The following is a 23,902-nucleotide window of genomic DNA, read 5'->3' on the forward strand; positions in this document are numbered from 1 at the left end:
GTGCGTTGTAATGCAGGAGACGCAATCCGCCGCGTCTACCAATAACAATACGAGCCCACTCCCGCCCTGGAGACATCATGCCGAACCGCGTCGCGAAAACCGCCGTCCTCCTTGCCTTCTCCACCCTGACGGCGCTTGCCGTGGCGGCCGATCCGCCCGCGCGCGTGGGCCGCGTCGCGCTGGCCCAGGGTCAGGTCACCATCGGCAGCGACGTCGGCGCCGAGATGATGGCGGCACAGGTCAACTGGCCCGTCACGTCGGGCAACACGATCAGCACGGCGGCCGGCAGCCGCACGGAACTGCGCGTCGGTTCGACGTCGATCCGCCTGGACGGCGACTCGTCAATGGAAGTGCTGCAGATGGATGACGAGGGCCTGCGCCTGCGCCTGCACTACGGCAGCGCCAGCGTGCGCGTGCTGAACGCGGATATCGTCGCGGGCTTCGAACTCGAGACCCCGCAGGCGCGCGTGCGCCTGCAGCAGCCCGGCCGCCTGCGCGTGGATGCCGAGCGCGTGCGCGATACCAGCTTCGTCACCGTGTTCGACGGCACGGCGCTCGTCGAGGACGGCGATTCGCAGCTGACCCTGCGCGCCGGCCGCCGCGCCGAAGTGGGCGATGCCGACGTGCGTACCATGGCCGCCGTGCGCGACTCGTTCGACGAGTGGGCGCTTACACGCGACCGCTACGAGGACAATGCCGCGTCGTCCCGCTACGTGACGACCGAGATGACGGGCTACGAAGACCTCGACCGCTACGGCAGCTGGCGCGAAGACCCGGAATACGGCCCGCTGTGGATCCCGACCGTGGCCTCCACGTGGGTGCCGTACCGCGACGGCAGCTGGACCTGGCTCGATCCGTGGGGCTGGACCTGGGTCGACAACGCGCCGTGGGGCTATGCGCCGTTCCACTACGGCCGCTGGGTGCAGGTACGTAACCGCTGGGCCTGGGCACCGGGGCGCCGCCACGAACACCTCGTGTGGGCGCCGGCGCTCGTCGGCTGGGTCGGCGGCAGCGGCTGGAACGTCACGTTCCGCGACCGTAACCGGCCGATGCCGGCTGCCGGCTGGTATCCGCTGACGCCGCACGACCGCTACGTGCCGACCTGGCGCGCGCCGGACCACCACCTGCGCTGGCTGAACGAGCACGTGCGCGACAACCCGCGCCGCCCGCGCGACTACCGCCCGCAAGGTCTCACGGTCGTGCCCCAGGACCGCTTCGACCGGCCGGGCCGGGTGAACGTCCCGCGCACGCCCATCACGACCGTGCCGCCGGTGCTGGTGCACAACGTGCCGGCCGGCACGCCGCCTGCCGCCCCGGTGCTACCGAACCGGCCGAACCGTCCGGATCGTCCGGATCGCCCGGACCGCGACGGGGACGGCATCCGCGGTCCCGTCGGCATCGCCCGCATGGAAGGCCGTCACGTGGATCCGGGCCGCGAGCGCCGTATCGAGACGGCACGCGCCGAGCGGGCACGCGCCGAGCGCGATGAATTCATTGCCCGGCGCCAGCAGGGCCAGGTGATCACCGCGCCGCCGTCGCAGGGCTTGCCTGTGACGAGTCCCACCCCGCACCTGCCGCCGCAGCCGCTGAGCACCGTGACGAGCCCGACGCCGCACCTGCCGCCGCAACCGCTGTCGACGACCAGCCCGACGATCCAGCAGCCGCAGACGGTACCGCCTGCGGGCGACTCCCGCATCTGGCTGCGCGACCGGATGGAGCGCGACGCCCGCCGCGACGAGCGCCGCGAACAGTTCGAAGAGATGCGCCGCAACCGGCAGCAGATGCAGCCGCAGGTCCAACCGCAGCCGCAGCCGATGATGGCGGCACCGCAGCCGCAACCGCAACCGCAGCCGCGCTTCGAGCGCCCGGCTCCCGCCCCCGCGCAGATGGCGCCGCGTCCGGCCCCCATCGCGGCACCGGCGCCACCGCCCGTGCAGATGGCGCCGCGCCCGGCGCCGGCCGCTGCGCCGGCCCCGGCACCCGCGCCCGCGCCGGCCAGGTCGGAAGAACGCCGCCACGTCGACCAGCGCGGGCGGGACCAGAAGGAGCGCTGATCCGGGCGGAAACGAAGCGGTTTGGCTACAATGCTGTTTTACAAAAGGAGTGTGGCCATCATGGACCCGAAAGATTCCCTCATCGAATACCCGAGCGATTTCCCGATCAAGGTCATGGGCCCGACGCACGATGATTTCGCCAACACCATCGTCGAAGTGGTCACCATCCATGATCCCACTTTCCATGTTGGCAAGATGGAAGTGCGGCCGTCGGCCAAGGGCGCCTACACGGGCCTGACCGTGATCGTACGCGCCACGAGCCGCGAGATGCTGGACAACCTGTACCGCGAACTGTCGTCGCATCCGATGGTGAAGATCGTTTTGTAAACCCGGGTTCAGGACGCCAGCGATCAGGCTGGCTTATAATGACGGGGTATCCCTTCAAAGACCCTATCCATGCAAGCGAACCAGCCGGCTATCCGTGAGCTTGGCCGCGCCGACTACGAACCCGTTTTTGCCGCGATGCGCGCCTTCACGGATGCGCGCACGCCCGACACGCCCGACGAGTTGTGGATCGTCGAGCACCCGCCCGTGTTCACGCTCGGGCTGGGCGCCGACCACGGCCACCTGCTGAGCGTCGGGGCGCACGACGTGCCCGTCGTGCAGACCGACCGCGGCGGCGAAGTCACGTACCACGGCCCCGGCCAGGTCGTGATCTACCTGCTGATGGACCTGCGCCGCAACAAGCCGGGCGGCAAATTGTACGCGCGCCAGTTCGTCAACAAGATCGAGCAGGCCGTGATCGATGTGCTGGCGGCGTATAATCTCGCGGGTGAACGCGTCGAAGGCGCGCCCGGCATCTATATCGCCGACGGTCCGCGCAAGGGCGCCAAGATCGCCGCGCTGGGGCTGAAGGTACGCGGCAACGGCTGCACCTATCACGGCGTCTCGCTGAACGTGGCGATGGACTTGTCTCCGTTCACCTGGATCAACCCGTGCGGCTATTCCGGCCTGGCCACGGTGGACATGAAAACGATGGGCGTGGATGCGCCGCTGGCCGACGTGCAGCAAGCCCTCGCCGCCGCGCTGATCGACCATCTGTCCACGGCACCCTCTTCAACCGCAGCGGTCGCGCAGGCCGCAACCAACTGACTACGCACATGACTTCCGAAATCGACACCGGCACCGCAGCAGCAGCAGCTTCTTACAACGCGAGCGAAAAGCAGAAAGGCGCAAGCAAGACGTCGCGCATCCCGATCAAGATCGTGCCGCTCGAACAGCACGAGCGTCTCAAGAAGCCTGACTGGATCCGCGTAAAAGCCGCGAGCCCGTCGTCGCGCTTCTACGAGATCAAGGACATCCTGCGCGCCAACAACCTCGTTACCGTGTGCGAGGAAGCGAGCTGCCCGAACATCGGCGAATGCTTCGGCAAGGGCACCGCGACCTTCATGATCATGGGCGACAAGTGCACGCGCCGCTGCCCGTTCTGCGACGTCGGCCACGGCCGCCCGGACCCGCTCGACGTGAACGAGCCGGGGAATCTTGCCAAGACCATCGCCGACCTGCGCCTGTCGTACGTCGTGATCACCTCCGTCGACCGCGACGACCTGCGTGACGGCGGCGCCGGCCACTTCGTCGAGTGCATCCAGAAAACGCGCGCGCTGTCGCCGAACACGAAAATCGAAGTGCTGGTGCCGGACTTCCGCGGCCGCCTGGAGAAGGCACTGGCCATCTTCGCCGACGGCCTGCCGGACGTGATGAACCACAACCTGGAAACCGTGCCGCGCCTGTACAAGGAAGCGCGCCCGGGCGCCGACTACCAGCACTCGCTGGTGCTGCTGCGCGACTTCAAGGCCAAGTACCCGAACGCCGTGACGAAGTCCGGCCTGATGGTCGGCCTGGGGGAGACGGACGAGGAAATCCTGGAAGTCATGCGCGACATGCGCGCGCACGACATCGACATGCTGACCATCGGCCAGTACCTGGCCCCGTCGAACTCGCACCTGCCGGTGCGCCGCTACGTCCACCCCGACACTTTTAAAATGTTCGAAGAGAAGGCGTACGAGATGGGCTTCGTGCACGCGGCCGTCGGCGCGATGGTGCGCTCGTCGTATCACGCGGACCAGCAGGCGCACGAAGCAGGCGTCGCAGCGTAATTTCAAGCAACGAAAAAAAGCGGTGGGCGGCTTCCGTCCACCGCTTTTTTCATTCGTGGCTTGCCGAACGGTGCGCCCGCACCACTCGCGTTATATTGGACACATGAGCGAACACCACTCCCGACTTTCTCCTTCCGACGACGACACCCTGGACGACGACGCGTTCCTCGAACGCGAGCTCGGGCTGCACGCGCGCGGCGTCGAGCTCGTCCGTATGGAAGGCCGCGTCTTCCTGCGTTTTGCCGGCGCCGTGCGCGTGGACGGCCTGCACGTCGAGTACCGCCTCGTGCCGTCGCGCGGCGTGCTGGCCAAGCCGAGCAAGTGGCGCAAGATGGATCTGCTGGCCCGGCGCGAGCTCGTCGAGGAACGGGCCACGCGCGATGCCGTCGACGACCTGAACCAGGAAGTCGAGGAATTCGTGCGCGAAATCGCCGACCAGGCAGACGAGTTTGGCTTCGACCCGATGCTGTTCCTGCACGTGCTGGAAGAGCTGGAGACGTCCGAGCCGGCCGAATTCGTGTTCGACCGCATCCGCCAGCGCCTGCTGCACGCCGGCGAGCGCGAGCAGGAAGAGCGCCACGCCGCGCGCACCAAGGAAAGCATCAACCTGGCCGAGTACCCGGCGTCGTTCGAGGTGGCCAGCAAGATGGCGCGCCGCTTCATCGCGCTGCTGGGCCCGACCAACTCCGGCAAGACGCACCGCGCGATGGAACACCTGGCCCAGGCCGACAGTGGCGTCTACCTGGCACCGCTGCGTCTGCTGGCGCTGGAAAACTACGAGCGCCTGCAGAATGCCGAGGGCAAGGACGGCGAGCCCATCAAGGTCAGCCTGATCACGGGTGAGGAACGCCGCCTGGCGGAAGGCGCCACGCATGTCGCGAGCACCGTCGAGATGCTGGACACGAAAACGCCCGTGCAGGTCGCCGTCATCGACGAGATCCAGATGCTGGCCGACCGCGACCGCGGTGCCGCCTGGACGGCCGCCGTATGCGGTGCGCCGGCGTCGACCGTTTACCTCGTGGGCGCACCGGAAGCGCGGCGCGCAATCGAGGCGCTGGCCGAGCGCCTGGAATGTCCGCTCGAAGTGCACGTGCTGAAACGCAAGGCACCGCTGTCGATGGAACCCGGCGCCGTGCGCAAGCTACGCAACCTGAAGCGGGGCGACGCCGTCATCGCCTTCTCGCGGCGCGAGGTGCTGATGTGGCGCGACATGATCACGGAGATGGGCCTGTCCGTCGCCACCGTCTACGGCAATCTGTCTCCGGAAGTGCGGCGTGCGCAGGCCGAGCGCTTCCGCGAAGGGCAGGCCGACATCGTCGTCGGCACCGATGCCCTCGCGATGGGTTTGAACATGCCGATCCAGCGCATCGTGATGACGACGGCCGTCAAGTACAACGGTGTCGAGGAAGAAGAAATCTCGGCAGCGCTCGCCAAGCAAATCGCCGGCCGCGCGGGCCGCTACGGCGTCCACGAGGAAGGTTTCGTGGCCGGCTACGACGACGACACGCACGAGGTCATGCGCTCGTTGATGAAGGAAAAGATTCCGCCCGTACCGGCCAGCGGTTTCGCGGTGGCCCCGTCGCTGGAGCAACTGCATCGCATCTCGTCGGTGACGGGCGAGACGTCGCTGGTGAAGCTGCTCAAACGGTTCGTGCACAACATCGACGTGCCGGACGGCTTTTTCTACCCGCGCATCACGGAAGAACAGAACGAGCGCGCGGAATGGCTCGATACGCTGGACCTGAGCGTGGCGGAAAAATTCACGATGTCGCTCGTGCCCATCTCGACCAGGGTGCCCACGCTGGAAAGCGCGTGGTCGCATTGGGCGCAGTCGCTGGCGAAACGGAAGGTCTGCAAGCTCCAGCCCCATCCACAGGAATTGTTCTGGCAAAACCTGCAGGAAGTCGAGGACACGTGCCGCATGTACTCGGCCTATGCCTGGCTCGGCTACCGTATGCCGGAATTCTTCCCCAGCATCGAGGAAGCGCAGACGCTGGCGCGCGAAGCATCCGAGCGCGTCGATGCGCTGCTGCAGCAGCAGAATGCGGCCACGCGCAAGCGGCAGGCCAAGAAGGAGCGGGGGCGCTGGTGAGCCGGCGCAGGTAAGCTCGATTCAAGGCAGCTGCCGGGCCCGCCCGACGGCTTCCAGCCATTCTTCCCACAGGGTCGGATCGCTCGTCCGGCCGTCTTTATCCAGCCGGTAGCCGGCCAGCAGGTCGGCCAAGTCGCTGGACTCCGTCAAGTCGACTTCGCGTTCGAGGAAGGCGAGCATGGCGCGGTAGGCCTGCTCGACCGTCAATGGTTGGTTGCTCGCGTCCATGATCGTCTCCGTGTCGATGACGCCAGCTTACGCCGTTCACGGCAGGCAGCGCGCGGCGATGCCGGAACCCCCGGGGCCGGCATTTGCGATGTCGGCGGGCGGATAGCCATTGCCCAGCGCCAGCGTCCGACCGCCTTCGTAGCGCAGTCTCAACTGGTCGCCGGAATAGTCGGCCAGCGCGCGCGGGACATAGACGGCGAAGCGGTAATTCAGCTGCGCATAATAGCCGTGCCGGAAGACCTTGCTCGACGGCCCGCGCTGGAGTTCGGCCGCGATCGCATCCGCGAGCGCGTCCGTGTCGAAGCGGCTGTTGATGTCGGCCGTGTCTTCCAGCCGCAGCGTGTACGGCCGCAGCGGCCCGTAGCGCTGGTCGCCGTATTGCACGCGGAGACGGTCAGCGTCGAAATAAAAACTGGGGATATTGGCGCCGGTGACGTCCAGGTCGCACAGCAGGAACACGGCCCAGAATCCGTGCGAGTCCAGCGGCAGCACGAACTGGACGGGCGCGTGGTTCGGCAGCCCGACCGGGCTGGTGAAATCGATCCGGTGGACGTTGGCAACGTGCTGGTAATGCAACACCACGGTGTTGCGCAGACCGGTGTCCACGCTGCTGCAGCCTGCTGCCGCCAGCAGGCCCGCAACGAGGGCGTACTTGATCAGCTTGCGCATCGCATCCTCCTTTGCCGGCATCAAGCTTGTGCCGAACAAGACCTCGGCGTTTGCGGGAGGTCAGCGGTGTGCCGGAACCGTTACGATTTCAGAGATTTCTGCAGCAATGCGTGCAGCGATGCAAAATCCGGCTCGCCCAGGTAGCGCTTGAGGATCTTGCCATCCTTGCCGATGACAAAGGTGGTCGGCGTCATGTTGACGTCGCCGAACTGCTTCGCCAGGTCGCCGCCCGAATCGAGCGCCACTTTGAAGGGCAGCTTGCGCGTCTCGGCGTAGTTCAAGACATAGTTTGGCGGATCGTAACTCATCGCCACGGCGACGAATTCCAGGCCGTCCTGCTTGAACTTGTTGTACGTCTCGACCATCTGCGGCATTTCTTTCACGCAGGTAGTGCACGACGTCGCCCAGAAATTGACCATCACGACCTTACCCCGCAAGTCCTGCGAGCTGATCTTCTGGCCGGCGATGGTGATGAACGTGACGTCGGGCGCCTGCTGCTGCTGGCTGAACGTGGCGAAACCGATGCCGGCGATCGCCAGCACGGCCGCGCCGATGGCGGCCGGCTTGATCCAGGTGCGTTGTGAAGTGGTCATGGTCTCATCCCCATCAGCCGGTGTGTTACGACGTGCCGCGGGGCTCGGCTTGCTGCTGTTGCGGCGGCGACATCGAGCGCAGGTCTTCTTCGCTGATGTACTCGAACATTTTCACCACGCGCATGACACCCGATACGCCCTGGGCCACGTCGGCGGCGATATTGCCTTCGCGCTGGGTGACGAGACCCATCAGGTACACGGTACCGCCCTCGGTCACGACCTGGAACGAGGTGGCCGACACGGTCTTCTTGTCCGCGAGGCTGAGCTTGACCTTGCTGGTGATGAGGGCATCGCTGGCGCGCGACGTGTAGCTGGACGGGCCGGCGACCTGCAGTTCGTTGATGACGTTATCGACGTTGGTGATGCCGCGCACTTCGTTCTCGACCGCACGTTTCATCGCCTCGTCCTTCACTTCACCGGTCAGCAGCACCTTGCGGTTGTAGCTGTTGACGTTGACGTGGCCGGCGTCGCCGACGATGTTGCCCATCCGGGTCGCGGCTTTCAGTTCGATGCCCTTGTCCTCGGTCTGTGCGCCCAGCGTACGGCGGTCGGCCGTCGCGACGGCGCCGCTGACGGCGGCACCCGCCACGACCGCGACGCAGCCTTGCAGGGACGACAGCAGGGCCACGCACAGGACGGCCTTCGACAGGGGACGCAGCACGGCGCCGGCGTTAATTTGCATCTTCTTCTCCGAACAGGGCGACGTCGAGGCCGTCGCAGATACTGTGGATCGCGACCAGGTGGACTTCCTGGATGCGGGCGGTGCGGGAATGCGGCACGTTGATGTGGACGTCGGCGTCGGTCAGCATCTGCGCGATCTTGCCGCCATCCTTGCCGGTCAGGGCAACGACGCGCATCTCGCGTTCCAGCGCGGCTTCGACGGCGGCGAGCACGTTGCCCGAGTTGCCCGACGTGGAAATCGCCAGCAGGATGTCGCCGGCCTGGCCGAACGCCTGTACCTGCTTGCTGAAGATTTCGTTGAAACTGTAGTCGTTGCCGACGGCCGTGATGATCGACGTGTCGGTGGTCAGCGAGATCGCCGGCAGCGGGAAGCGCTCGCGTTCGAAGCGGCCGACCAGTTCGGCGGCGAAGTGCTGCGCGTCGCCGGCCGAGCCGCCGTTGCCGCAGGCGAGGATCTTGTTGCCGTTGGAAAGCGCATTGAACATCAGCTCAATCGCTTGAGAAATCGGTTGTGCGAGGAGATTCGCCGACTTCATCTTGAGTTCGGCGCTTTCCTGGAAGTGGGCGAGGATGCGTTGAGTATTCATAGTCAAAGATTATAGTGCAGTGGCAATGCCCGGCGATCAAGGTCAGCAAAAAATGCTTACACTTCAATGGCGTTCCTTAACCATTCGACATGAGCTCCGTCGATGGCGACGACGTCGATGCGGCAGGGCGGCAGGCGATTGAAACGTTGTAAATAAAACTGGGCGGCGCGGATGATGCGGCGAATCTTCGCCGGCGTGATGCTTTCCGCCGCGCCGACTGGGGCCCCGGCCGCGCGCTGGCGCACTTCCACGAACACGAGGGTGGCGCCGTCGCGCAGGATCAGGTCGATTTCTCCCAGCTTGCACTGGAAGTTCGCTTCCACCAGGACGAGACCGTGGCGTTCGAGCCAGGCCAGCGCCACGTCTTCCCACGCCCGCCCCTGCTCCTGCTTGCGCGACAGCCGGGTCGGCCACATGTCAGCGGCCCTTGTCGACGGGCTCGAACGCGCCGCCGCGGACGACGACGGCCGCTTCGACCCGCTGCAGCTGCAACTGGCCGCCGGGGCCGGCGACCACGTCGAGCCGCCCCGTGACGCCATCCACGCCGAACGGCGCGCCATCCCGCAGCGCCAGTTCGCGCGCGACGCGGAAGGCATCGATGCCGAGGGCGTACAGACGGTCCATGTCGAGCGGCTGTTCCGTATTCAGCGGCCGCGGGTAGACCATCACGGCCGGGTGGTCGGGCAGCACGATCCACGGCAGGTCGAGGAGGCGCACGCCGTCGAGGCCAGGGACGTCCGGCGCCGCCGACCGCCCCGGATTCGCCGGCCCGCCGCCGTAGCAGGGGAGCGCGGCGGCCAGCGCGCGTACGGGGCGTAACGCCGTGCTGTCGAGCGCGGCGAACAGCAGGTCCGGTGGGTCGATCTCCAGTTTCTGCTTCAGTTCCTCGATGGCCGCCTTGCCCCCTTCGCCGGACGGTACCGCGAAGCGCTGGTTCGTGTGGCCCAACTGGACCCAGCGCCCCTCGAACGCACCGGCCGCCCGCTGCGCCCAGGCCGCGCCGCCCGTGAGGATCAGGGCGCGGCCGTGCGGATGCTCGCGCGCGGCCCAGTCCGCCACCTGGCGCGCCTCATCCTCGATCGACAGCCCGACCACGAGCATTCCGCGCGGTACTGTCGTCCGGGACACGCCTGTCCGGCCTTCAGGCACGCTCAGCACGACGGTCGGCCGCGTGACGGCGTCGCTGTCGGCCAGCGCCGCGACGGCGGAACGCGCCAGCGGGCCGACGATGATGTCGCTGGCCACGGCCGCGCGCGCGTAGGCGTCGAGCACGTCGCGCGGCGCGTCGCCCGTCGAGACGACCTCGGCCTTGAAGCCCGTGCCGTCCCGTTCCATGCCGGCCATAAAGCCGGCGCGGACGGCTTCGGCCGCTGTCGCCAGCGTGGCGGAGCGCATCGGCAGCAGCAGGGCGATGCGGATCGGCACAGCGGACGGTGGCGGCGGTGGAGCGGGTTCGTTCGGTGGCGGTCGGGCAGGTCTCGGCTGGATGGCCGGATCCAGCATGGCGAGAAGGGGAGCGGGCGCACTTGTGTTAGTGTCCACGGACGCGCACAATCGCTGCGGCCCGGCACATGGCGTGCCGGCCAGGGCATAACCACCCAGGCTCATCAAGATGAGCAGCCAGGCCAGCCGGGCGCACAATGCCTCGAGAATCTTCATCCGTATCCCCAACATGACAGAAACCCAGTCCAGCCAGATCGCCCAACTGCCCGTCATGGGCGAGGCCGCCCAGCAGTCCTATCCTACCGCAACGCTTTACGTGGTGGCCACACCCATCGGCAACGTCACCGACATCACGCTGCGCGCGCTGCACGTGCTGCTGCTGGCCGACGTCGTCGCCTGCGAGGACACGCGCAAGACCGGCGCGCTGCTGACGCGCTTCGGCTTGAACAAGCAGATGATCGCTGCGCACCAGCACAACGAACGCGAAGTCGCCGAGAAAATCATCACGCGCCTGCGCGCGGGCGAACGCGTGGCGCTCGTGTCGGATGCGGGCACGCCGGCCGTGTCCGACCCGGGCGCGCGCATCGTCGACGCCGTGCGCGACGCCGGCCTGCACGTCGTCCCCGTGCCCGGCTCATCGGCTGCCATCGCGGCGCTGTCGGCAAGTGGCCTCGTGAACGACCGCTTCTATTTTGTCGGCTTCCTGCCCGCGAAGACGAAGCAGCGCGAAGCGGAACTGGCCACGCTCAAGGCCGTGCCGGCGACGCTCGTGTTCTATGAGGCACCGCATCGCATCATGGACTGTGTGGAATCTCTCGTCGCCGCATTCGAGCCGACGCGCCAGGTGGTCTTTGCGCGTGAGCTTACGAAATTGTTCGAGGAAATCCACCGCTGCCCGCTTTCTGACGCCCTGGCTTGGGTGAAGGCCGATGCCAACCGCGAACGCGGCGAATTCGTCGTGCTGGTCGAGGGCGCGCAGACGGAGGACGATGAAGGCGATGTCGAAGCGGAGCGCGTGCTGCGCATCCTGCTGGAAGAGTGTTCGGTGAAACAGGCCGCCGCGCTGGCGGCGCAGATCACCGGGAAAAAGAAGAACGCGTTGTACGAGCGGGCATTGCAGATCAAGGGCGCCGAGTAGGCATCGTTACCACTTGCACCCGCTGTCCTTCTTGTCCATCGCGAGGAAGATCGGCGCCAGCAAGCCCCCGGGCACGCCATCCTTGCAGTCCGGCCGCTTGGCCTGCTTGATCGCCCGTTCGAACTTGCTTTCCGTTTGCAGTTGCGGTTTCGGCAAGCGTTCGAGCGCCGTGCCCACCTTGTCCGGATCGGGTTCGTTGGCCAGCTTCGACGCCATGCCGCGCGCCATGCTGCGGGCGGCGTCGACGTCGAAATGCCGCGTCGTCGCAGGTTCCGGCGGCGGCGCGGGCGTGTCCGGTGCCGGTTTCACGGCATAGGTTTCCTCGGTCGACTGGCGTTTTTCCACTGGCACGGCGATCACGGGGCGGGTTTTCTTGGCGGGAGGCTGCGCGCGCGGGATCGGTTTGGCCGGCGTCTCGGCCGGTTTCACTTCGACGGGCGGCGCTGGCGGCGGCGGCGCGGCTTGTAAACGGATCGTGAGCCGTTCCGGCGGCGCGGCGGGCAACGTCGTTGCGGGCTGGCGATAGACAGCGAGCAGCACCACGTGCGCGAGCACCGACAGCGCAATGCCCGCCGCGATGCGGTTGACCTGCTTGCGGTCGGGGAGGGCGCCGTCGATGTTGTCGATTGCAAACGTCACGTCTTCACCTGTACGGAAAACCACGAATTCACGGGCTTTCCTTGACCTGGACAGTACCCGGACGGTATGATGGCTGTCTTCGGAGTGTAGCGCAGCCCGGTAGCGCATCTGGTTTGGGACCAGAGGGTCCAAGGTTCGAATCCTTGTACTCCGACCAGTATAGCAAGAGGCCGACGAGAGATCGTCGGCCTTTTTCATTTGTTACAAGCTCTTCTTCGCCAATAACGCATTGCCCGCGCGGCTCGCGCCCTTGCGGCCGAGATGCTGCGAAATGAACGCGCCCGCCTCCACGACGAGATCGAGGTCGATGCCCGTCTCGATACCCAGTCCGTTCAGCATGTAGACCACATCCTCCGTCGCCACGTTGCCCGTCGCCCCCTTTGCATACGGGCAACCGCCCAGGCCCGACACGGACGAGTGGAAGATCGTGACGCCCAGTTCCAGGCTGGCGTAGATGTTGGCGAGTGCCTGGCCGTAGGTGTCGTGGAAGTGGCCGGAGATGCGGTCCAGCGCGAACGCGCGCGCCGCCGCTTCCATCACGGCCTGCGTCTTGCGTGGGGTCGAGACGCCGATCGTGTCGGCGATGTCGATTTCATCGCAGCCGAGGTCGCGCATGCGGCCCACGACGTCGGCGACGGCATCCAGCGGCACGTCGCCCTGGTACGGGCAGCCGAACGCGCAGCTGATGCTGCCGCGCAGGCGCAGGCCGTTGTCCTTCGCTGCTTTCGCCACGGGTTCGAAGCGCGCGATGGATTCCGCGATCGAGCAGTTGATGTTCCGCTGCGAGAACGCTTCCGACGCGGAGCCGAAGATCACGACTTCATCCGCTTTTGCGGCCAGCGCCGCCTCGAAGCCCTGCATGTTCGGCGTCAGCGCGGAATACAGCGTGCCGGGACGGCGCGCGATGCCGGCCATGACCTCCGTGCTGGTCGCCATTTGCGGCACCCACTTCGGCGAGACGAACGACGCCGCCTCGATATTGCGGAAGCCCGCGCGGGAAAGGCGGTCGACCAGTTCGATCTTGACCGCGGCGGACACCGCTTCCTTTTCGTTCTGCAGCCCGTCGCGCGGGCCGACCTCGACGATCCTGACGTGTTTGGGGAGTGAATTGTGCATGGTGGTTTCCTAGTAGCCGCGGGCGCGGTCGACGATGTCGTCGATGGCCTCGCCCCGTTCCAGCTTCTCGATCTTCGCCGCGATCTGGCGCACCGCTTCCTCGCGCAGGGTGAGCGCGGAGATGTGCGGCGTGATGGTGATGCGCGGCTCGTTCCAGAACGGATGCGGGGCCGGCAGCGGTTCGTTGCGGAACACGTCCAGGGTGGCGCCCGCGATGTGGCCGGCGCGGATCAACGCCAGCAGGTCCGGCTCGGCCAGCAGCGCGCCGCGTGCCACGTTGATCACGTAGGCGCCTTCGGGCAGCTGCGACAGGTGCGCGCGGTCGAGCAGGTTCGTCGTCTCGGGCGTGAGCGGCAGCATGCAGACGAGGACCTGCGTGCCGGACAAAAAATCGCCCAGTTCGTCCATGCCGGCAAAGCATGGCACGCCCGGCACGTCCTTCGGCGACCGGCTCCAGCCGCGCACGGGAAACCCGAGCTGGCGCAGGGTGCGCAGCACGGGCATCCCGAGCTTGCCGAGGCCCAGCACGCCGACGGTGAAGTCGGCCTTGCGACGGCGCGTTTCCAGCGGGTTCCAGATGCCCTGGCGCGCCTGCTGTTCGTAATCGTCGAAGCGGCGGAAGTAGCGCAGGGTCGCATACGCCACGTACTCCGCCATCTGCTCGGCCATGCCCGCATCGCCCAGGCGGACGATGGGGACGGGCGGCAGCGCGTCGCCGAACTTCAGCAGCGCGTCGACGCCGGCGCCCATCAGGAAGATCGCCTTCACGTGAGCCAGCTGGTCGAGCAGCTGCGGCGTCGGCGCCCACACGACGGCGTAGTCGCAAGGTGGTTGCGACGCCAGCGACATGTTCTCGCGCCACACGACGGTCTCCGCGTGCGGCAATGCATCAGCAAAATCACGGGCCCACGGTTCGATGACACCGTCACCCCTGTACAGCAGTATCCGCATCATTCGTCTCCTGATAATTGTTATGGATTGCGTGTGCTGTCTCGTTGGTGTTTCTGCGCCGTGGTCTCCGCCACGGCGTGTATTACGCTGCCGCCTTGAAGGCCAGCAGCGGTGCGCCATCCGCGACCTGGTCGCCGACCTGGTACAAGACTTCCTCGACCAGGCCATCGCTCGGTGCGGCAATCGTGTGTTCCATCTTCATCGCTTCCATGATCACGAGCGGCTCGCCCTTTTTGACGAGCTGCCCGCTGGATGCGATCACCGCCACCACCTTGCCCGGCATCGGTGCCGTCAGGCGGCCGTCTGCCGTTTCGTGCTCGCCGGCATGCGCGAGCGGGTCGTGCCAATCCAGCACGTGGTGCAGGCCGCCGGTGAACACGTGCAGCGTTTCGCCGTCGCGCCGCACCGTGCCCTGGATGGCCTGGCCGTCCAGGCGGATCGCGTAGCGGCTGTCATGCTGCGAGACAAGCGCCAGCGGATGCGGCTTGCCGTCCGCTTCGAGCGTCCACCCGTGCGCATGATAGGCCATGTCGATTGCATAGACCTTGGCCTGGGTCGTGGCCGCGTACTCGTCGCCGAATGCCAGCCGGCGGCGGTACGTGCCGTTCATGCGCCAGCCGTGGGTGCTGGTCCACGGGTCGGCCGCGTTGCTGCTGGTCGACGTTTCCGCCGCGACGAGGGCAACGGCCGCCAGCGCCAGCGCGGGCAACGGTGCCGGACCTGCCGGCGGGAACAGCGTTGCCGTGTTCCGTTCGATCAAGCCCGTGTCCAGGTCGGCATGCGCGAAGGCATCGCCTTCGACGAGGCGTTTCAGGAACGCGATATTCGTCGCGAGGCCGACGATGTGGAATTCGGACAGCGCCTGCGCCATACGCGCCAGCGCCTGTGCGCGGTCCGCGCCCCACACGATCAGCTTCGCGATCATCGGATCGTAGAACGGCGAGATGGCATCGCCGGCGCGCACGCCGGAATCGATGCGCACGTCGCCCAGTTCGAACGCCACGTGGCTTGGCGTATCCATGCACTGCAGCGTCCCGATCGAGGGCAGGAAACCCTTCTCCGGATTTTCCGCATACACGCGCGCCTCGATCGCGTGGCCGTGGATCGTGAGTTCATGCTGCTGCTTCGGCAGCGGCTGGCCAGCGGCCACGCGCAGCTGCCATTCGACGAGGTCCGTCCCCGTGATCATCTCGGTCACGGGGTGCTCGACCTGCAGGCGCGTGTTCATCTCCATGAAGTAGAACGTGCCGTCCTGGTTGGCGATAAATTCGACGGTGCCCGCGCCCACATAACCCACCGCGCGCGCGGCCGCGACGGCCGCTTCGCCCATCGCGGCGCGGCGCTCGGGCGGCATGCCGGGGGCCGGTGCCTCTTCCAGCACCTTCTGGTGACGGCGCTGCACGGAGCAGTCGCGTTCATGCAGATAGACGCAGTTGCCGTGCGTGTCCGCGAACACCTGGATCTCGATGTGGCGCGGGCGCGTAAGATATTTTTCGACGAGCACCTTGTCGTCGCCGAAGGACGAAATGGCTTCGCGCTTGCACGACGCGAGCGCGGCCTGGAAATCCTCGGACCGTTCCACCACGCGCATGCCCTTGCCGCCGCCACCCGCGCTGGCTTTCAGCAGCACCGGGTAGCCGATGCGGTTCGCTTCCGATTGCAACAGTTCCGGATCCTGCGCATCGCCGTGATAGCCCGGCACGAGCGGCACGCCCGCGCCTTCCATCAGCTGCTTGGCGGCCGATTTCGATCCCATCGCGCGCATCGACGATCCCGGCGGGCCGATGAACACGAGGCCCGCGGCCGCGCAGGCTTCCGCGAATTCCGCGTTCTCGGACAGGAAGCCGTAGCCCGGGTGGATCGCCTGCGCGCCGGTGGCCAGCGCCGCGGCGATGATCTTGTCGCCGCGCAGGTAGCTGTCCTTGGCGGCGGCGGGGCCGAGCAGGATCGCTTCATCGCAGACCGCTACATGTTTCGCGCCGGCGTCGGCTTCCGAATAGACGGCAACGGTCTTGATGCCGAGGCGGCGCGCGGTGGCGGCGACCCGGCAGGCGATTTCGCCACGGTTGGCGATGAGGATCTTCGTGAACATGGGTGTCTCGTCTGTTTTATATGTTGTGAAACTCGGCTTGTGGCCTGTGACTTCGATAAAACCTGGCTTGTGGCCCGACAGCGTTGTGGCCCCCGAGGGGGCCGTGGGATCAGCAGCCGCAGCTTTCCTTCTGCACCGACTCCAGCATCGCCGAGCGGGTTTTCAGGCCCAGCTTTTCCAGCAGCTTGCGGTCGTCGTCCGCTTCCGGATTGTCCGTGGTGAGCAGCTTGTCGCCGTAGAAGATGGAATTGGCGCCGGCCATGAAACACATCGCCTGCACGGCTTCGCCCAGCTCGCGGCGGCCGGCCGACAGACGCACGCGCGCCTTCGGCATCGTGATGCGGGCGACGGCGATCGTGCGCACGAATTCGATCGGGTCCAGCGGCGGCAGGCCGTGCATCGGCGTGCCTTCGACCTGCACCAGGTGGTTGATGGGCACCGATTCCGGATACGGGTTCATGTTGGCCAGTTGTGCGATCAGGCCCGCGCGCTGGGCACGCGTCTCGCCCATGCCCACGATGCCGCCGCAGCAGATCTTCAAACCGGCCGTGCGCACGCGGCCCAGCGTGTCCAGGCGGTCGCGGTATTCGCGCGTGGAGATCACGTCGCCGTAGAAGTCCGGCGAGGTGTCGATGTTGTGGTTGTAATAGTCCAGGCCCGCCTGCTTCAGTTGCTCGGCCTGGCCTTCTTCCAGCATGCCGAGGGTCGCGCAGGTTTCCATGCCCAGCGCTTTCACGCCGCGCACCATGGCTTCGACCTTTTCCATGTCGCGCTCTTTCGGGCTGCGCCATGCGGCGCCCATGCAGAAGCGGGTCGCCCCCTTGGCCTTCGCTTCGCGCGCGGCGTCCAGCACGGTGTCGAGGTCGAGGATCTTCTTCGCCTCGACGCCCGTGTCGTAGCGCGCGGCCTGCGGGCAGTAGCCGCAGTCTTCCTCGCAGCCGCCCGTCTTGATCGACAGGAGGGTCGCGAGTTCGACGTCGCCGTCGGGGAACTCGGCGCGGTGTGCCTGCTGGGCGCGGAACATCAGGTCCGGCAGCGGCAGTTCGAACAGCGCGAGCACGTCGGCCAGCGGCCAGGTGGCGTCTTTCGGCAGGGAGGCCGGCGTGACCGGCGGGTGGAGAGTAACGACTTGGGTCATTTCGGATTCCTTGTTTTGGTTAGGCGCGCTTGGCCGGCCATCCCGGCAGGCTCGCGAGCTCGATATGGGGGGCCGCCGCGGCGGCCGTCGGTTCGTCCAGGCGCGGCACGCGGCCGAGCAGTGGTGCGGGCAGGCGGCGTTCGAGTTCCGCGACGTTTTCGTCCGCGAAACGCATGTCCGGGTCCACCTGGTTGGCGACCCAGCCCGCGAGCACGAGGCCGCGCGCGACGATCGCCTCGGCCGTCAGTAAAGCATGGTTGATGCAGCCCAGGCGCATGCCGACGACGAGGACGACGGGCAACCCGAATTGTACGGCCAAGTCGGCGCTGTCGAAATCGTCGGAGAACGGCACGCAGAAACCGCCTACGCCTTCGACGACGGTCGCGTCGGACGCGCCCAGGATTTCGGCATACGCCGTCAGGATGGGCACGGGTTCGATGGTCACGCCTTCCAGCGCGGCCGCGATGTGCGGAGCGCACGGTTCGCGCAGCAGGTACGGCGTCGTGATCGATTGCGGCAGCTGCACGTTGCCGGCCGCGCGCAGCATGGCGGCGTCGTCGTTGTGGAGTATACCGTCGCGTTCCTCGGCGCCGGCCGCGATGGGCTTCATGCCGCACGCGCGCACGCCGTGTTGCACGAGTTTATGGAGGATGGCGCTGGAGATCAGCGTCTTGCCGATCTCCGTGTCGGTGCCCGTCACGAAGCAGGCGAAGCGCGTCGGCACGCCTTCCGCGGCCAAGGGCGCGGGATGGCGGCCGGCACCGCGGTGGCCGTCGGCGCCACGTCGATGGCGCCGACGGATTGTTCGGGCTCGTTGAGGCTCATGCCCAGGTCCTTTCCAGCTGGTTGAGCGCAGTAATCAACTGCGCGACGTCTTGTTCGGTATGCGCGGCGGACAGCGTGACGCGCAAACGCGCCGTGCCCACCGCCACGGTCGGCGGACGGATCGCCGGCACCCATAGGCCTTGTTCGTGCAGGCGCGCCGCCACGGCCATCGCCTCGTCGTTGGCGCCGATGATGATGGGCTGGATCGCCGTCGTCGACACGGGACGCTGCCAGCGTTCCAGACGCAGGCCCGCGTCCAGTTGCGCGATGCGCGCACGCAGGTCGGCGCGACGTTTTTCGCCTTCGTCGCCCTCGATGATATCGACACTGGCCAGCAGCGCGTGCGCGAGCGCGGGCGCGGCGGCCGTCGTATAGATGTACGGGCGCGCGCGCTGGATCATCAGCTCGATCACGTCCTCGTGCGCGGCGATGAACGCGCCGCCCACGCCGGCCGCCTTGCCCAGCGTGCCGATGTAGACGAGGTTCGGCGAGCGCAGGCCGAAATGTTCCAGCGCGCCGCGTCCGCGATCTCCCAGGACGCCGAAGCCGTGCGCATCGTCGACGACGAGCCACGCGCCATGGCGTTCGCACAGGGCCAGCAATTGCGGCAGCGGGGCGAGGTCGCCGTCCATGCTGAACACGCTGTCCGTGACGACGATTTTGGTGGGCGCTTCGCTCGCGGCCAGTTTCTCTTCCAGCGCGGCCACGTCCCCGTGCGGATACACGGTCACGCCCGCACGCGCGAGGCGGGCACCGTCGATCAGGGACGCGTGGTTCAGCGCTTCCGAGAAGATCATCGCATCGGGCGCGCTGCCCAGCCCCGTCAGCACGGCGAGGTTCGCCATGTAGCCGGTGCAGAAGTACAGTGCGCGTGCGGATTCGAGGTGCGGCGCTTCGAACGCGGCCAGTCGCTCTTCCAGCAGCGCATGCGCGCGGCTGTGGCCCGACACGAGGTGCGACGCGCCGCTGCCGGCGCCATACAGGCTCGCGCCTTCACGCAGCGCTGCCACGACGCGCGGGTGCGCGGCGAGACCCAGGTAATCGTTGCTGCAGAATGCGAGCATGTCCCGGCCGTCGACGACCTGGCGCGGTGCGCAGGGCGTCTCCGCCGTGCGGCGGTGGCGGGTCAAGTTGCGGCTTGCCAGCTCGTCCAGCTGGGCGCGGACGTTGTCGATCAGGTTCGTCATCATTCGGCGATCACTTCTTCGAACACCTTGCGCGTGCGCGCCGCGAGGCCCACGATCTCTTCCTCGTCCAGCACGTACGGCGGCATCAGGTACACGGTGCGGCCGATGGGCCGCAATAACAGCTCGTTTTCCACGGCGCTCGTGAAGAAGCGGCGGGCGAACGTCGAGGCGCGCTGCGTGTCCGGCTCCACCGCGTCGAACGCGAGGATCATGCCGCGCTGGCGGAAGTTCGTCACGCGCTTGTGATCCAGCAGCGGCGCCAGTTCCACCATCAGGCGCGTGGCCGTCTCGCGGTTCCTGTTCAACACGTCGTCGTCCCGGAAGATCTGCAGGGTCGCCAGCGCGGCGCGGCAGGCCAGCGCGTTGCCCGTGTAGGAATGCGAGTGCAGGAAGCCGCGCGTGATGTCTTCGCTGTAGAACGCCTCATACACCTTGTCGGTGGTGAGGACGAGCGACAGCGGCAGATAGCCGCCGCTGATGCCTTTGGAAAGGCACATGAAGTCCGGCCAGATCGCGGCCTGTTCGCACGCGAAGAACGTGCCGGTGCGGCCGCAGCCGACCGCGATCTCGTCGGCGATCAGGTGCACGTGGTACTTGTCGCACAGCTCGCGCAGACGCTGCAGGTACAGCGGGTCGTGCATCGCCATGCCCGTCGCGCACTGCACGAGCGGCTCGACGATGATGGCGGCGATGCGGTCGGCGCGCTCCGCGAACAGCGCCTCGACATCCTTCGCCGCACGCAGCGCGACGTCCTGCGCGGACTCGCCGTCGACGGCGTTGCGCGCATCCGGTGACGACACGGTCCGCGCGGCGCGCAGCAACGGGCCGTAGGCATCCTTGAACAGCGCGACATCGGTCACGCCGAGCGCGCCGACGGTCTCGCCGTGGTAGGAACCCTGCAGGCAGACGAATTCCTGCTTGTCCGCATAGCCCGCGTTGCGCCAGTAATGAAAACTCATCTTGAGCGCGATTTCGACGGCGGATGCGCCGTCCGATGCATAGAACGCGTGGCCGAGCTGGTGACCCGTCAATGCGGCCAGCTGTTCCGACAGCTCGATCACCGGTTCATGCGTAAAACCCGCGAGCATCGCGTGTTCCAGCTTGTCCAGCTGGTCTTTCAACGCCGCGTTGATGCGCGGGTTCGCGTGGCCGAACAGATTGACCCACCACGAGCTGATGCCGTCCAGGTAGCGTCGGCCTTCATGGTCGTACAACCACGGCCCCTTGGCGTGGCTGACGGCGATCAGCGGCACCTCTTCGTGGTGCTGCATTTGCGTGCATGGATGCCAGACGCTGCGCAGGCTGCGCGCGATCCAGTCGGAGGAAGTGGTGGTGGGTTTCAATCTACGTCCTGTTTGGTCTAGCTAGTCCAGCCATGAAGGCCGGCGTTTTTCGAGAAATGAGGCGACGCCCTCGCGCCCTTCGAGCGACGCGCGGATGCCCGCGATGCGGCCCGCCGTGTCTTCCAGCAGCGCTTCCGTGACGGGTGCACCGGCGATCTCGCGCACGAGCGTCTTCGCTTCGCGCACGGCGTTCGGGCTGTTGTTGGCCAGCGCCTGCACGATGCCGGCGACCTTCGTGTCGAGGTCCGCGGCCGGCACGATCTCGTGCACGAAGCCGATGCGGTGGGCTTCCTTCGCGTCGAAGCGTTCGGCCGTGAGGAACCAGCGGCGCGCGGCCTGTTCTCCCATCGCCTTGATCACGTACGGCGAGATCGTCGCGGGGATCAGTCCAAGCTTCACTTCCGACAGGCAGAAGTTGGCCGTATCGACCGAGACGACCACGTCGCACGCGGCCACGAGGCCCATGCCGCCGGCGTAGCAGTCGCCCTGCACCTTGGCCACGACAGGCTTCGGGCAGACATAAATCGTGCGCAGCATGTCGGCGAGGCGCATGGCGTCGGCGCGGTTTTCGCTGTCCGAATAACCGGCCATCTTCTTCATCCAGTTCAGGTCCGCGCCGGCGCAGAACGCGGGGCCGTTCGCGGCCAGCACGATGGCGCGTACGAGCTCATTGCGTCCCAGTTCGTCGAAGGCGAGAGCCAGTTCCGCGATGCTTTGTTCGTTGAACGCGTTGCGCAGGTCGGGCCGGTTCAGCGTGACCTGGCCGATGCGGTCCGTGATCGTGACGGTGAGGGTCTGGTAGTCCATGTCTGTCTCCTCACATGCGGAACACGCCGAACTTCGTGTCCTCGATCGGCGCGTTCAGCGCGGCCGAGAGGCCCAGGCCGAGCACCATGCGCGTATCGGCCGGATCGATCACGCCGTCGTCCCACAGGCGCGCGGTGGCGTAATACGGGTGGCCCTGGTGTTCGTACTGTTCCTTGATCGGCTGCTTGAACGCGGCTTCTTCGTCCGCACTCCACTGGCCGCCGCGCGCCTCGATGCCGTCGCGCTTGACGGTCGCCAGCACGGACGCCGCCTGGTCGCCGCCCATCACGGAGATGCGCGCATTCGGCCACATCCACAGGAAGCGCGGCGAGAACGCGCGGCCGCACATGCCGTAATTGCCGGCGCCGAAGCTGCCGCCGATGATCACGGTGAACTTGGGCACGGAGGCCGTCGCGACCGCGGTCACCATCTTGGCGCCATTGCGGGCGATACCTTCGTTCTCGTACTTGCGGCCGACCATGAAGCCGGTGATGTTCTGCAGGAAGACGAGTGGGATCTTGCGCTGGCAGCACAGTTCGATGAAGTGCGTGCCCTTCAGCGCGGATTCCGAGAACAGGATGCCGTTGTTGGCGATGATCCCCACCTTCATGCCGAAGATGTGGGCGAAGCCGCAGACGAGCGTCGAGCCGTAGCGCGCCTTGAATTCGTCGAACTCGCTGCCGTCCACGATGCGCGCGATGACTTCGCGCACGTCGAACGGTTTTCTCGTGTCGACGGGGATGACGCCGTACAGCTCTTCCGGCGCATATTTCGGCTCGCTGCTTTCACGCAGCGCGCCCTGCTGGGGTTTCACGCGGTTCAGGTTCGAGACAATCGTGCGCGCGAGCGCCAGCGCGTGGGTGTCGTCCTGCGCCAGATGGTCCGCGACGCCGGACAGGCGCGTATGAACATCGCCGCCGCCGAGGTCCTCGGCCGTGACGACTTCACCCGTCGCCGCTTTCACCAGCGGCGGACCGCCCAGGAAGATCGTGCCCTGTTCCTTGACGATGATGGACTCGTCGCTCATCGCCGGGACGTATGCGCCGCCGGCCGTGCAGGAACCCATCACGACGGCGATCTGCGGGATGCCTTTCGACGACAGATTCGCCTGGTTATAGAAGATGCGGCCGAAATGATCGCGGTCGGGGAACACGTCGTCCTGGTTCGGCAGGTTGGCGCCGCCCGAGTCGACGAGGTAGATGCAGGGCAGGTTGTTCTGCTCGGCGATCTCCTGCGCGCGCAGGTGTTTTTTGACCGTCATCGGGTAATACGTGCCGCCCTTGACGGTGGCGTCGTTACAGACGATCACGCATTCCTGGCCCGCCACGCGGCCGATGCCCGTGATGATGCCCGCGCTTGGGGCAGCATCCTCGTACATCGCGTAAGCGGCCATCTGGGAAAATTCGAGGAAGGGCGTTCCCGGATCGAGGAGCATCTGCACGCGCTCGCGCGGCAGCAGCTTGCCGCGCGCGACGTGCTTCGCACATGCGGCCTCGCCGCCCCCCTTGGCGACCTGCGCCACCTTGGCGCGCAAGTCGTCGACGAGGGTTTGCATGGCGGCGGCGTTGGCTTTGAAATCTTCGCTGCGCGGGTTGAGTTTCGTGTCGATCTGGGGCATCGGATCCTGTCTCCTGCTGTGTCGCGGCTTGTGGCGCGGTTTTATTCAGGGAAACTGCCGTCCACATAGAACCACCGCATCTTGCCACCCACGGCAGGGTCCGGCTCGCGCAGGAACCGGCTGACTTCATGCAACCGGTGGGCGCGGCCGTGGACCTTGAAGCGGGCGACGAATTCGACGGTGTCTTCGTTGGGGTTTTCCGGCAGGTCTGCTTTACGTTGACGTAAACGTAAAGCAGATTTTATCTCAAGTCCGAGCCATTGAACCGGTTGCTTTTGGTCGATGATGGGTTCCGTCGGCCGCGTACTGGGGTGCCAGGTGGCGCGCAGGTAGGCTTCGTCCCGCATCACGAAGGCCGTGTAGCGGGAGCGCATCAACACCTCGGCCGTCGGCGGCAGTTCCGCGCCGGCGATGAACGGGCCGCAGCAGCGCATGATCGACGGGCCACCGCAAGGACAGGGGAGAGGCTTCGCAGGAGTAGACATGGCGGCAATTATCCGCCATTTCCGGGGGCAGGGTGAGCGGGGCTGTCATGTGGGATAACGGCAGATGGACCGCATTTGATGCATCTGCCCAGATCTTTTGCCGAAAATAAATGAACTGCC

24 protein-coding genes and 1 tRNA gene are annotated in these 23,902 nt (G+C 66.6%); 7 read left to right on the plus strand and 18 right to left on the minus strand.

Annotation, left to right across the window (positions count from 1 at the left end):
* Positions 1 to 77 precede the first annotated feature (77 nt).
* From P0M04_RS09365 to P0M04_RS09385, 5 genes are all read left to right on the plus strand, one after another.
* Positions 78 to 2,054, plus strand: a complete 1,977-nt coding sequence (locus P0M04_RS09365) for a DUF6600 domain-containing protein (RefSeq protein WP_259451842.1) — start codon at positions 78 to 80, stop codon at positions 2,052 to 2,054.
* Between the two features lie 60 nt (positions 2,055 to 2,114).
* A complete protein-coding gene (locus P0M04_RS09370; protein WP_259451843.1) occupies positions 2,115 to 2,381 on the plus strand; it encodes a DUF493 family protein in 267 nt (88 codons plus the stop codon).
* Positions 2,382 to 2,450: 69 nt separating this feature from the next.
* A complete protein-coding gene (lipB, locus tag P0M04_RS09375) occupies positions 2,451 to 3,146 on the plus strand; it encodes a lipoyl(octanoyl) transferase LipB (RefSeq protein WP_259451844.1) in 696 nt (231 codons plus the stop codon).
* 8 nt (positions 3,147 to 3,154) lie between these two features.
* Positions 3,155 to 4,150 (plus strand): lipoyl synthase, encoded by a 996-nt coding sequence (lipA, locus tag P0M04_RS09380; protein ID WP_259451845.1) that lies wholly within the window; start codon positions 3,155 to 3,157, stop codon positions 4,148 to 4,150.
* Positions 4,151 to 4,253: 103 nt separating this feature from the next.
* Positions 4,254 to 6,242, plus strand: a complete 1,989-nt coding sequence (locus tag P0M04_RS09385) for a helicase-related protein (protein WP_259451846.1) — start codon at positions 4,254 to 4,256, stop codon at positions 6,240 to 6,242.
* 21 nt (positions 6,243 to 6,263) lie between these two features.
* Here P0M04_RS09385 and P0M04_RS09390 read toward each other — a convergent pair whose 3' ends face one another.
* From P0M04_RS09390 to P0M04_RS09420, 7 genes are all read right to left on the minus strand, one after another.
* The gene (locus tag P0M04_RS09390; protein ID WP_259451847.1) at positions 6,264 to 6,470 is read right to left on the minus strand and encodes a hypothetical protein; all 207 of its coding nucleotides are present in this window, start codon (positions 6,468 to 6,470) and stop codon (positions 6,264 to 6,266) included.
* 36 nt (positions 6,471 to 6,506) lie between these two features.
* Entirely contained in the window at positions 6,507 to 7,139 is a 633-nt protein-coding gene (locus P0M04_RS09395; protein ID WP_259451848.1) for a hypothetical protein, read from the minus strand.
* Positions 7,140 to 7,219: 80 nt separating this feature from the next.
* A complete protein-coding gene (locus P0M04_RS09400; protein ID WP_259451849.1) occupies positions 7,220 to 7,732 on the minus strand; it encodes a peroxiredoxin family protein in 513 nt (170 codons plus the stop codon).
* A gap of 25 nt (positions 7,733 to 7,757) precedes the next feature.
* Positions 7,758 to 8,414, minus strand: a complete 657-nt coding sequence (locus P0M04_RS09405; protein ID WP_259451850.1) for a BON domain-containing protein — start codon at positions 8,412 to 8,414, stop codon at positions 7,758 to 7,760.
* Complete coding sequence (locus P0M04_RS09410) at positions 8,404 to 9,000, minus strand: phosphoheptose isomerase (protein WP_259451851.1); 597 nt, start codon at positions 8,998 to 9,000, stop codon at positions 8,404 to 8,406. Before P0M04_RS09410 ends, P0M04_RS09405 begins: the two co-directional genes overlap by 11 nt.
* A 56-nt stretch (positions 9,001 to 9,056) precedes the next feature.
* Positions 9,057 to 9,416 carry a YraN family protein gene (locus P0M04_RS09415; protein WP_259451852.1) on the minus strand — a complete coding sequence of 120 codons (360 nt, stop codon included), beginning with the start codon at positions 9,414 to 9,416 and terminating at the stop codon, positions 9,057 to 9,059.
* Between the two features lies 1 nt (position 9,417).
* Entirely contained in the window at positions 9,418 to 10,659 is a 1,242-nt protein-coding gene (locus P0M04_RS09420; protein WP_259451853.1) for a penicillin-binding protein activator, read from the minus strand.
* A gap of 13 nt (positions 10,660 to 10,672) precedes the next feature.
* Between P0M04_RS09420 and rsmI the strand changes: the two genes are divergently transcribed.
* Positions 10,673 to 11,581, plus strand: a complete 909-nt coding sequence (gene rsmI, locus P0M04_RS09425) for a 16S rRNA (cytidine(1402)-2'-O)-methyltransferase (protein WP_259451854.1) — start codon at positions 10,673 to 10,675, stop codon at positions 11,579 to 11,581.
* 6 nt (positions 11,582 to 11,587) lie between these two features.
* On the opposite strand, the gene P0M04_RS09430 is transcribed toward rsmI, so the two are convergent.
* Positions 11,588 to 12,220, minus strand: coding sequence for a hypothetical protein (locus tag P0M04_RS09430; RefSeq protein ID WP_259451855.1), 633 nt, complete (start codon positions 12,218 to 12,220; stop codon positions 11,588 to 11,590).
* Between the two features lie 80 nt (positions 12,221 to 12,300).
* On the opposite strand from P0M04_RS09430, the gene P0M04_RS09435 reads away from it, so the two are divergent.
* Positions 12,301 to 12,377 (plus strand) — tRNA-Pro (locus P0M04_RS09435).
* Positions 12,378 to 12,421: 44 nt separating this feature from the next.
* On the opposite strand, the gene P0M04_RS09440 is transcribed toward P0M04_RS09435, so the two are convergent.
* From P0M04_RS09440 to P0M04_RS09485, 10 genes are all read right to left on the minus strand, one after another.
* Positions 12,422 to 13,336 (minus strand): hydroxymethylglutaryl-CoA lyase, encoded by a 915-nt coding sequence (locus P0M04_RS09440; protein ID WP_259451856.1) that lies wholly within the window; start codon positions 13,334 to 13,336, stop codon positions 12,422 to 12,424.
* 9 nt (positions 13,337 to 13,345) lie between these two features.
* Positions 13,346 to 14,287, minus strand: a complete 942-nt coding sequence (locus tag P0M04_RS09445) for a 2-hydroxyacid dehydrogenase (protein ID WP_259451966.1) — start codon at positions 14,285 to 14,287, stop codon at positions 13,346 to 13,348.
* An 82-nt stretch (positions 14,288 to 14,369) separates the two neighbouring features.
* A complete protein-coding gene (locus tag P0M04_RS09450) occupies positions 14,370 to 16,379 on the minus strand; it encodes an acetyl/propionyl/methylcrotonyl-CoA carboxylase subunit alpha (protein ID WP_259451857.1) in 2,010 nt (669 codons plus the stop codon).
* Positions 16,380 to 16,488: 109 nt separating this feature from the next.
* Complete coding sequence (gene bioB / locus P0M04_RS09455; RefSeq protein WP_259451858.1) at positions 16,489 to 17,517, minus strand: biotin synthase BioB; 1,029 nt, start codon at positions 17,515 to 17,517, stop codon at positions 16,489 to 16,491.
* A gap of 19 nt (positions 17,518 to 17,536) precedes the next feature.
* The gene (gene bioD, locus P0M04_RS09460; RefSeq protein WP_307734395.1) at positions 17,537 to 18,241 is read right to left on the minus strand and encodes a dethiobiotin synthase; all 705 of its coding nucleotides are present in this window, start codon (positions 18,239 to 18,241) and stop codon (positions 17,537 to 17,539) included.
* 97 nt (positions 18,242 to 18,338) lie between these two features.
* Positions 18,339 to 19,529 (minus strand): 8-amino-7-oxononanoate synthase, encoded by a 1,191-nt coding sequence (bioF, locus tag P0M04_RS09465; RefSeq protein ID WP_259451967.1) that lies wholly within the window; start codon positions 19,527 to 19,529, stop codon positions 18,339 to 18,341.
* Positions 19,529 to 20,872 (minus strand): adenosylmethionine--8-amino-7-oxononanoate transaminase, encoded by a 1,344-nt coding sequence (gene bioA, locus P0M04_RS09470; protein ID WP_259451860.1) that lies wholly within the window; start codon positions 20,870 to 20,872, stop codon positions 19,529 to 19,531. Before bioA ends, bioF begins: the two co-directional genes overlap by 1 nt.
* Before the next feature lie 21 nt (positions 20,873 to 20,893).
* A complete protein-coding gene (locus P0M04_RS09475) occupies positions 20,894 to 21,679 on the minus strand; it encodes an enoyl-CoA hydratase/isomerase family protein (protein ID WP_259451861.1) in 786 nt (261 codons plus the stop codon).
* A gap of 10 nt (positions 21,680 to 21,689) precedes the next feature.
* A complete protein-coding gene (locus tag P0M04_RS09480) occupies positions 21,690 to 23,297 on the minus strand; it encodes a carboxyl transferase domain-containing protein (protein WP_259451862.1) in 1,608 nt (535 codons plus the stop codon).
* 41 nt (positions 23,298 to 23,338) lie between these two features.
* Positions 23,339 to 23,782, minus strand: coding sequence for a YchJ family protein (locus P0M04_RS09485; RefSeq protein WP_259451863.1), 444 nt, complete (start codon positions 23,780 to 23,782; stop codon positions 23,339 to 23,341).
* Between the last annotated feature and the right edge of the window lie 120 nt (positions 23,783 to 23,902).

Source organism: Telluria mixta (assembly GCF_029223865.1).
GTDB classification, from domain to species: Bacteria; Pseudomonadota; Gammaproteobacteria; order Burkholderiales; family Burkholderiaceae_D; genus Telluria; species Telluria mixta.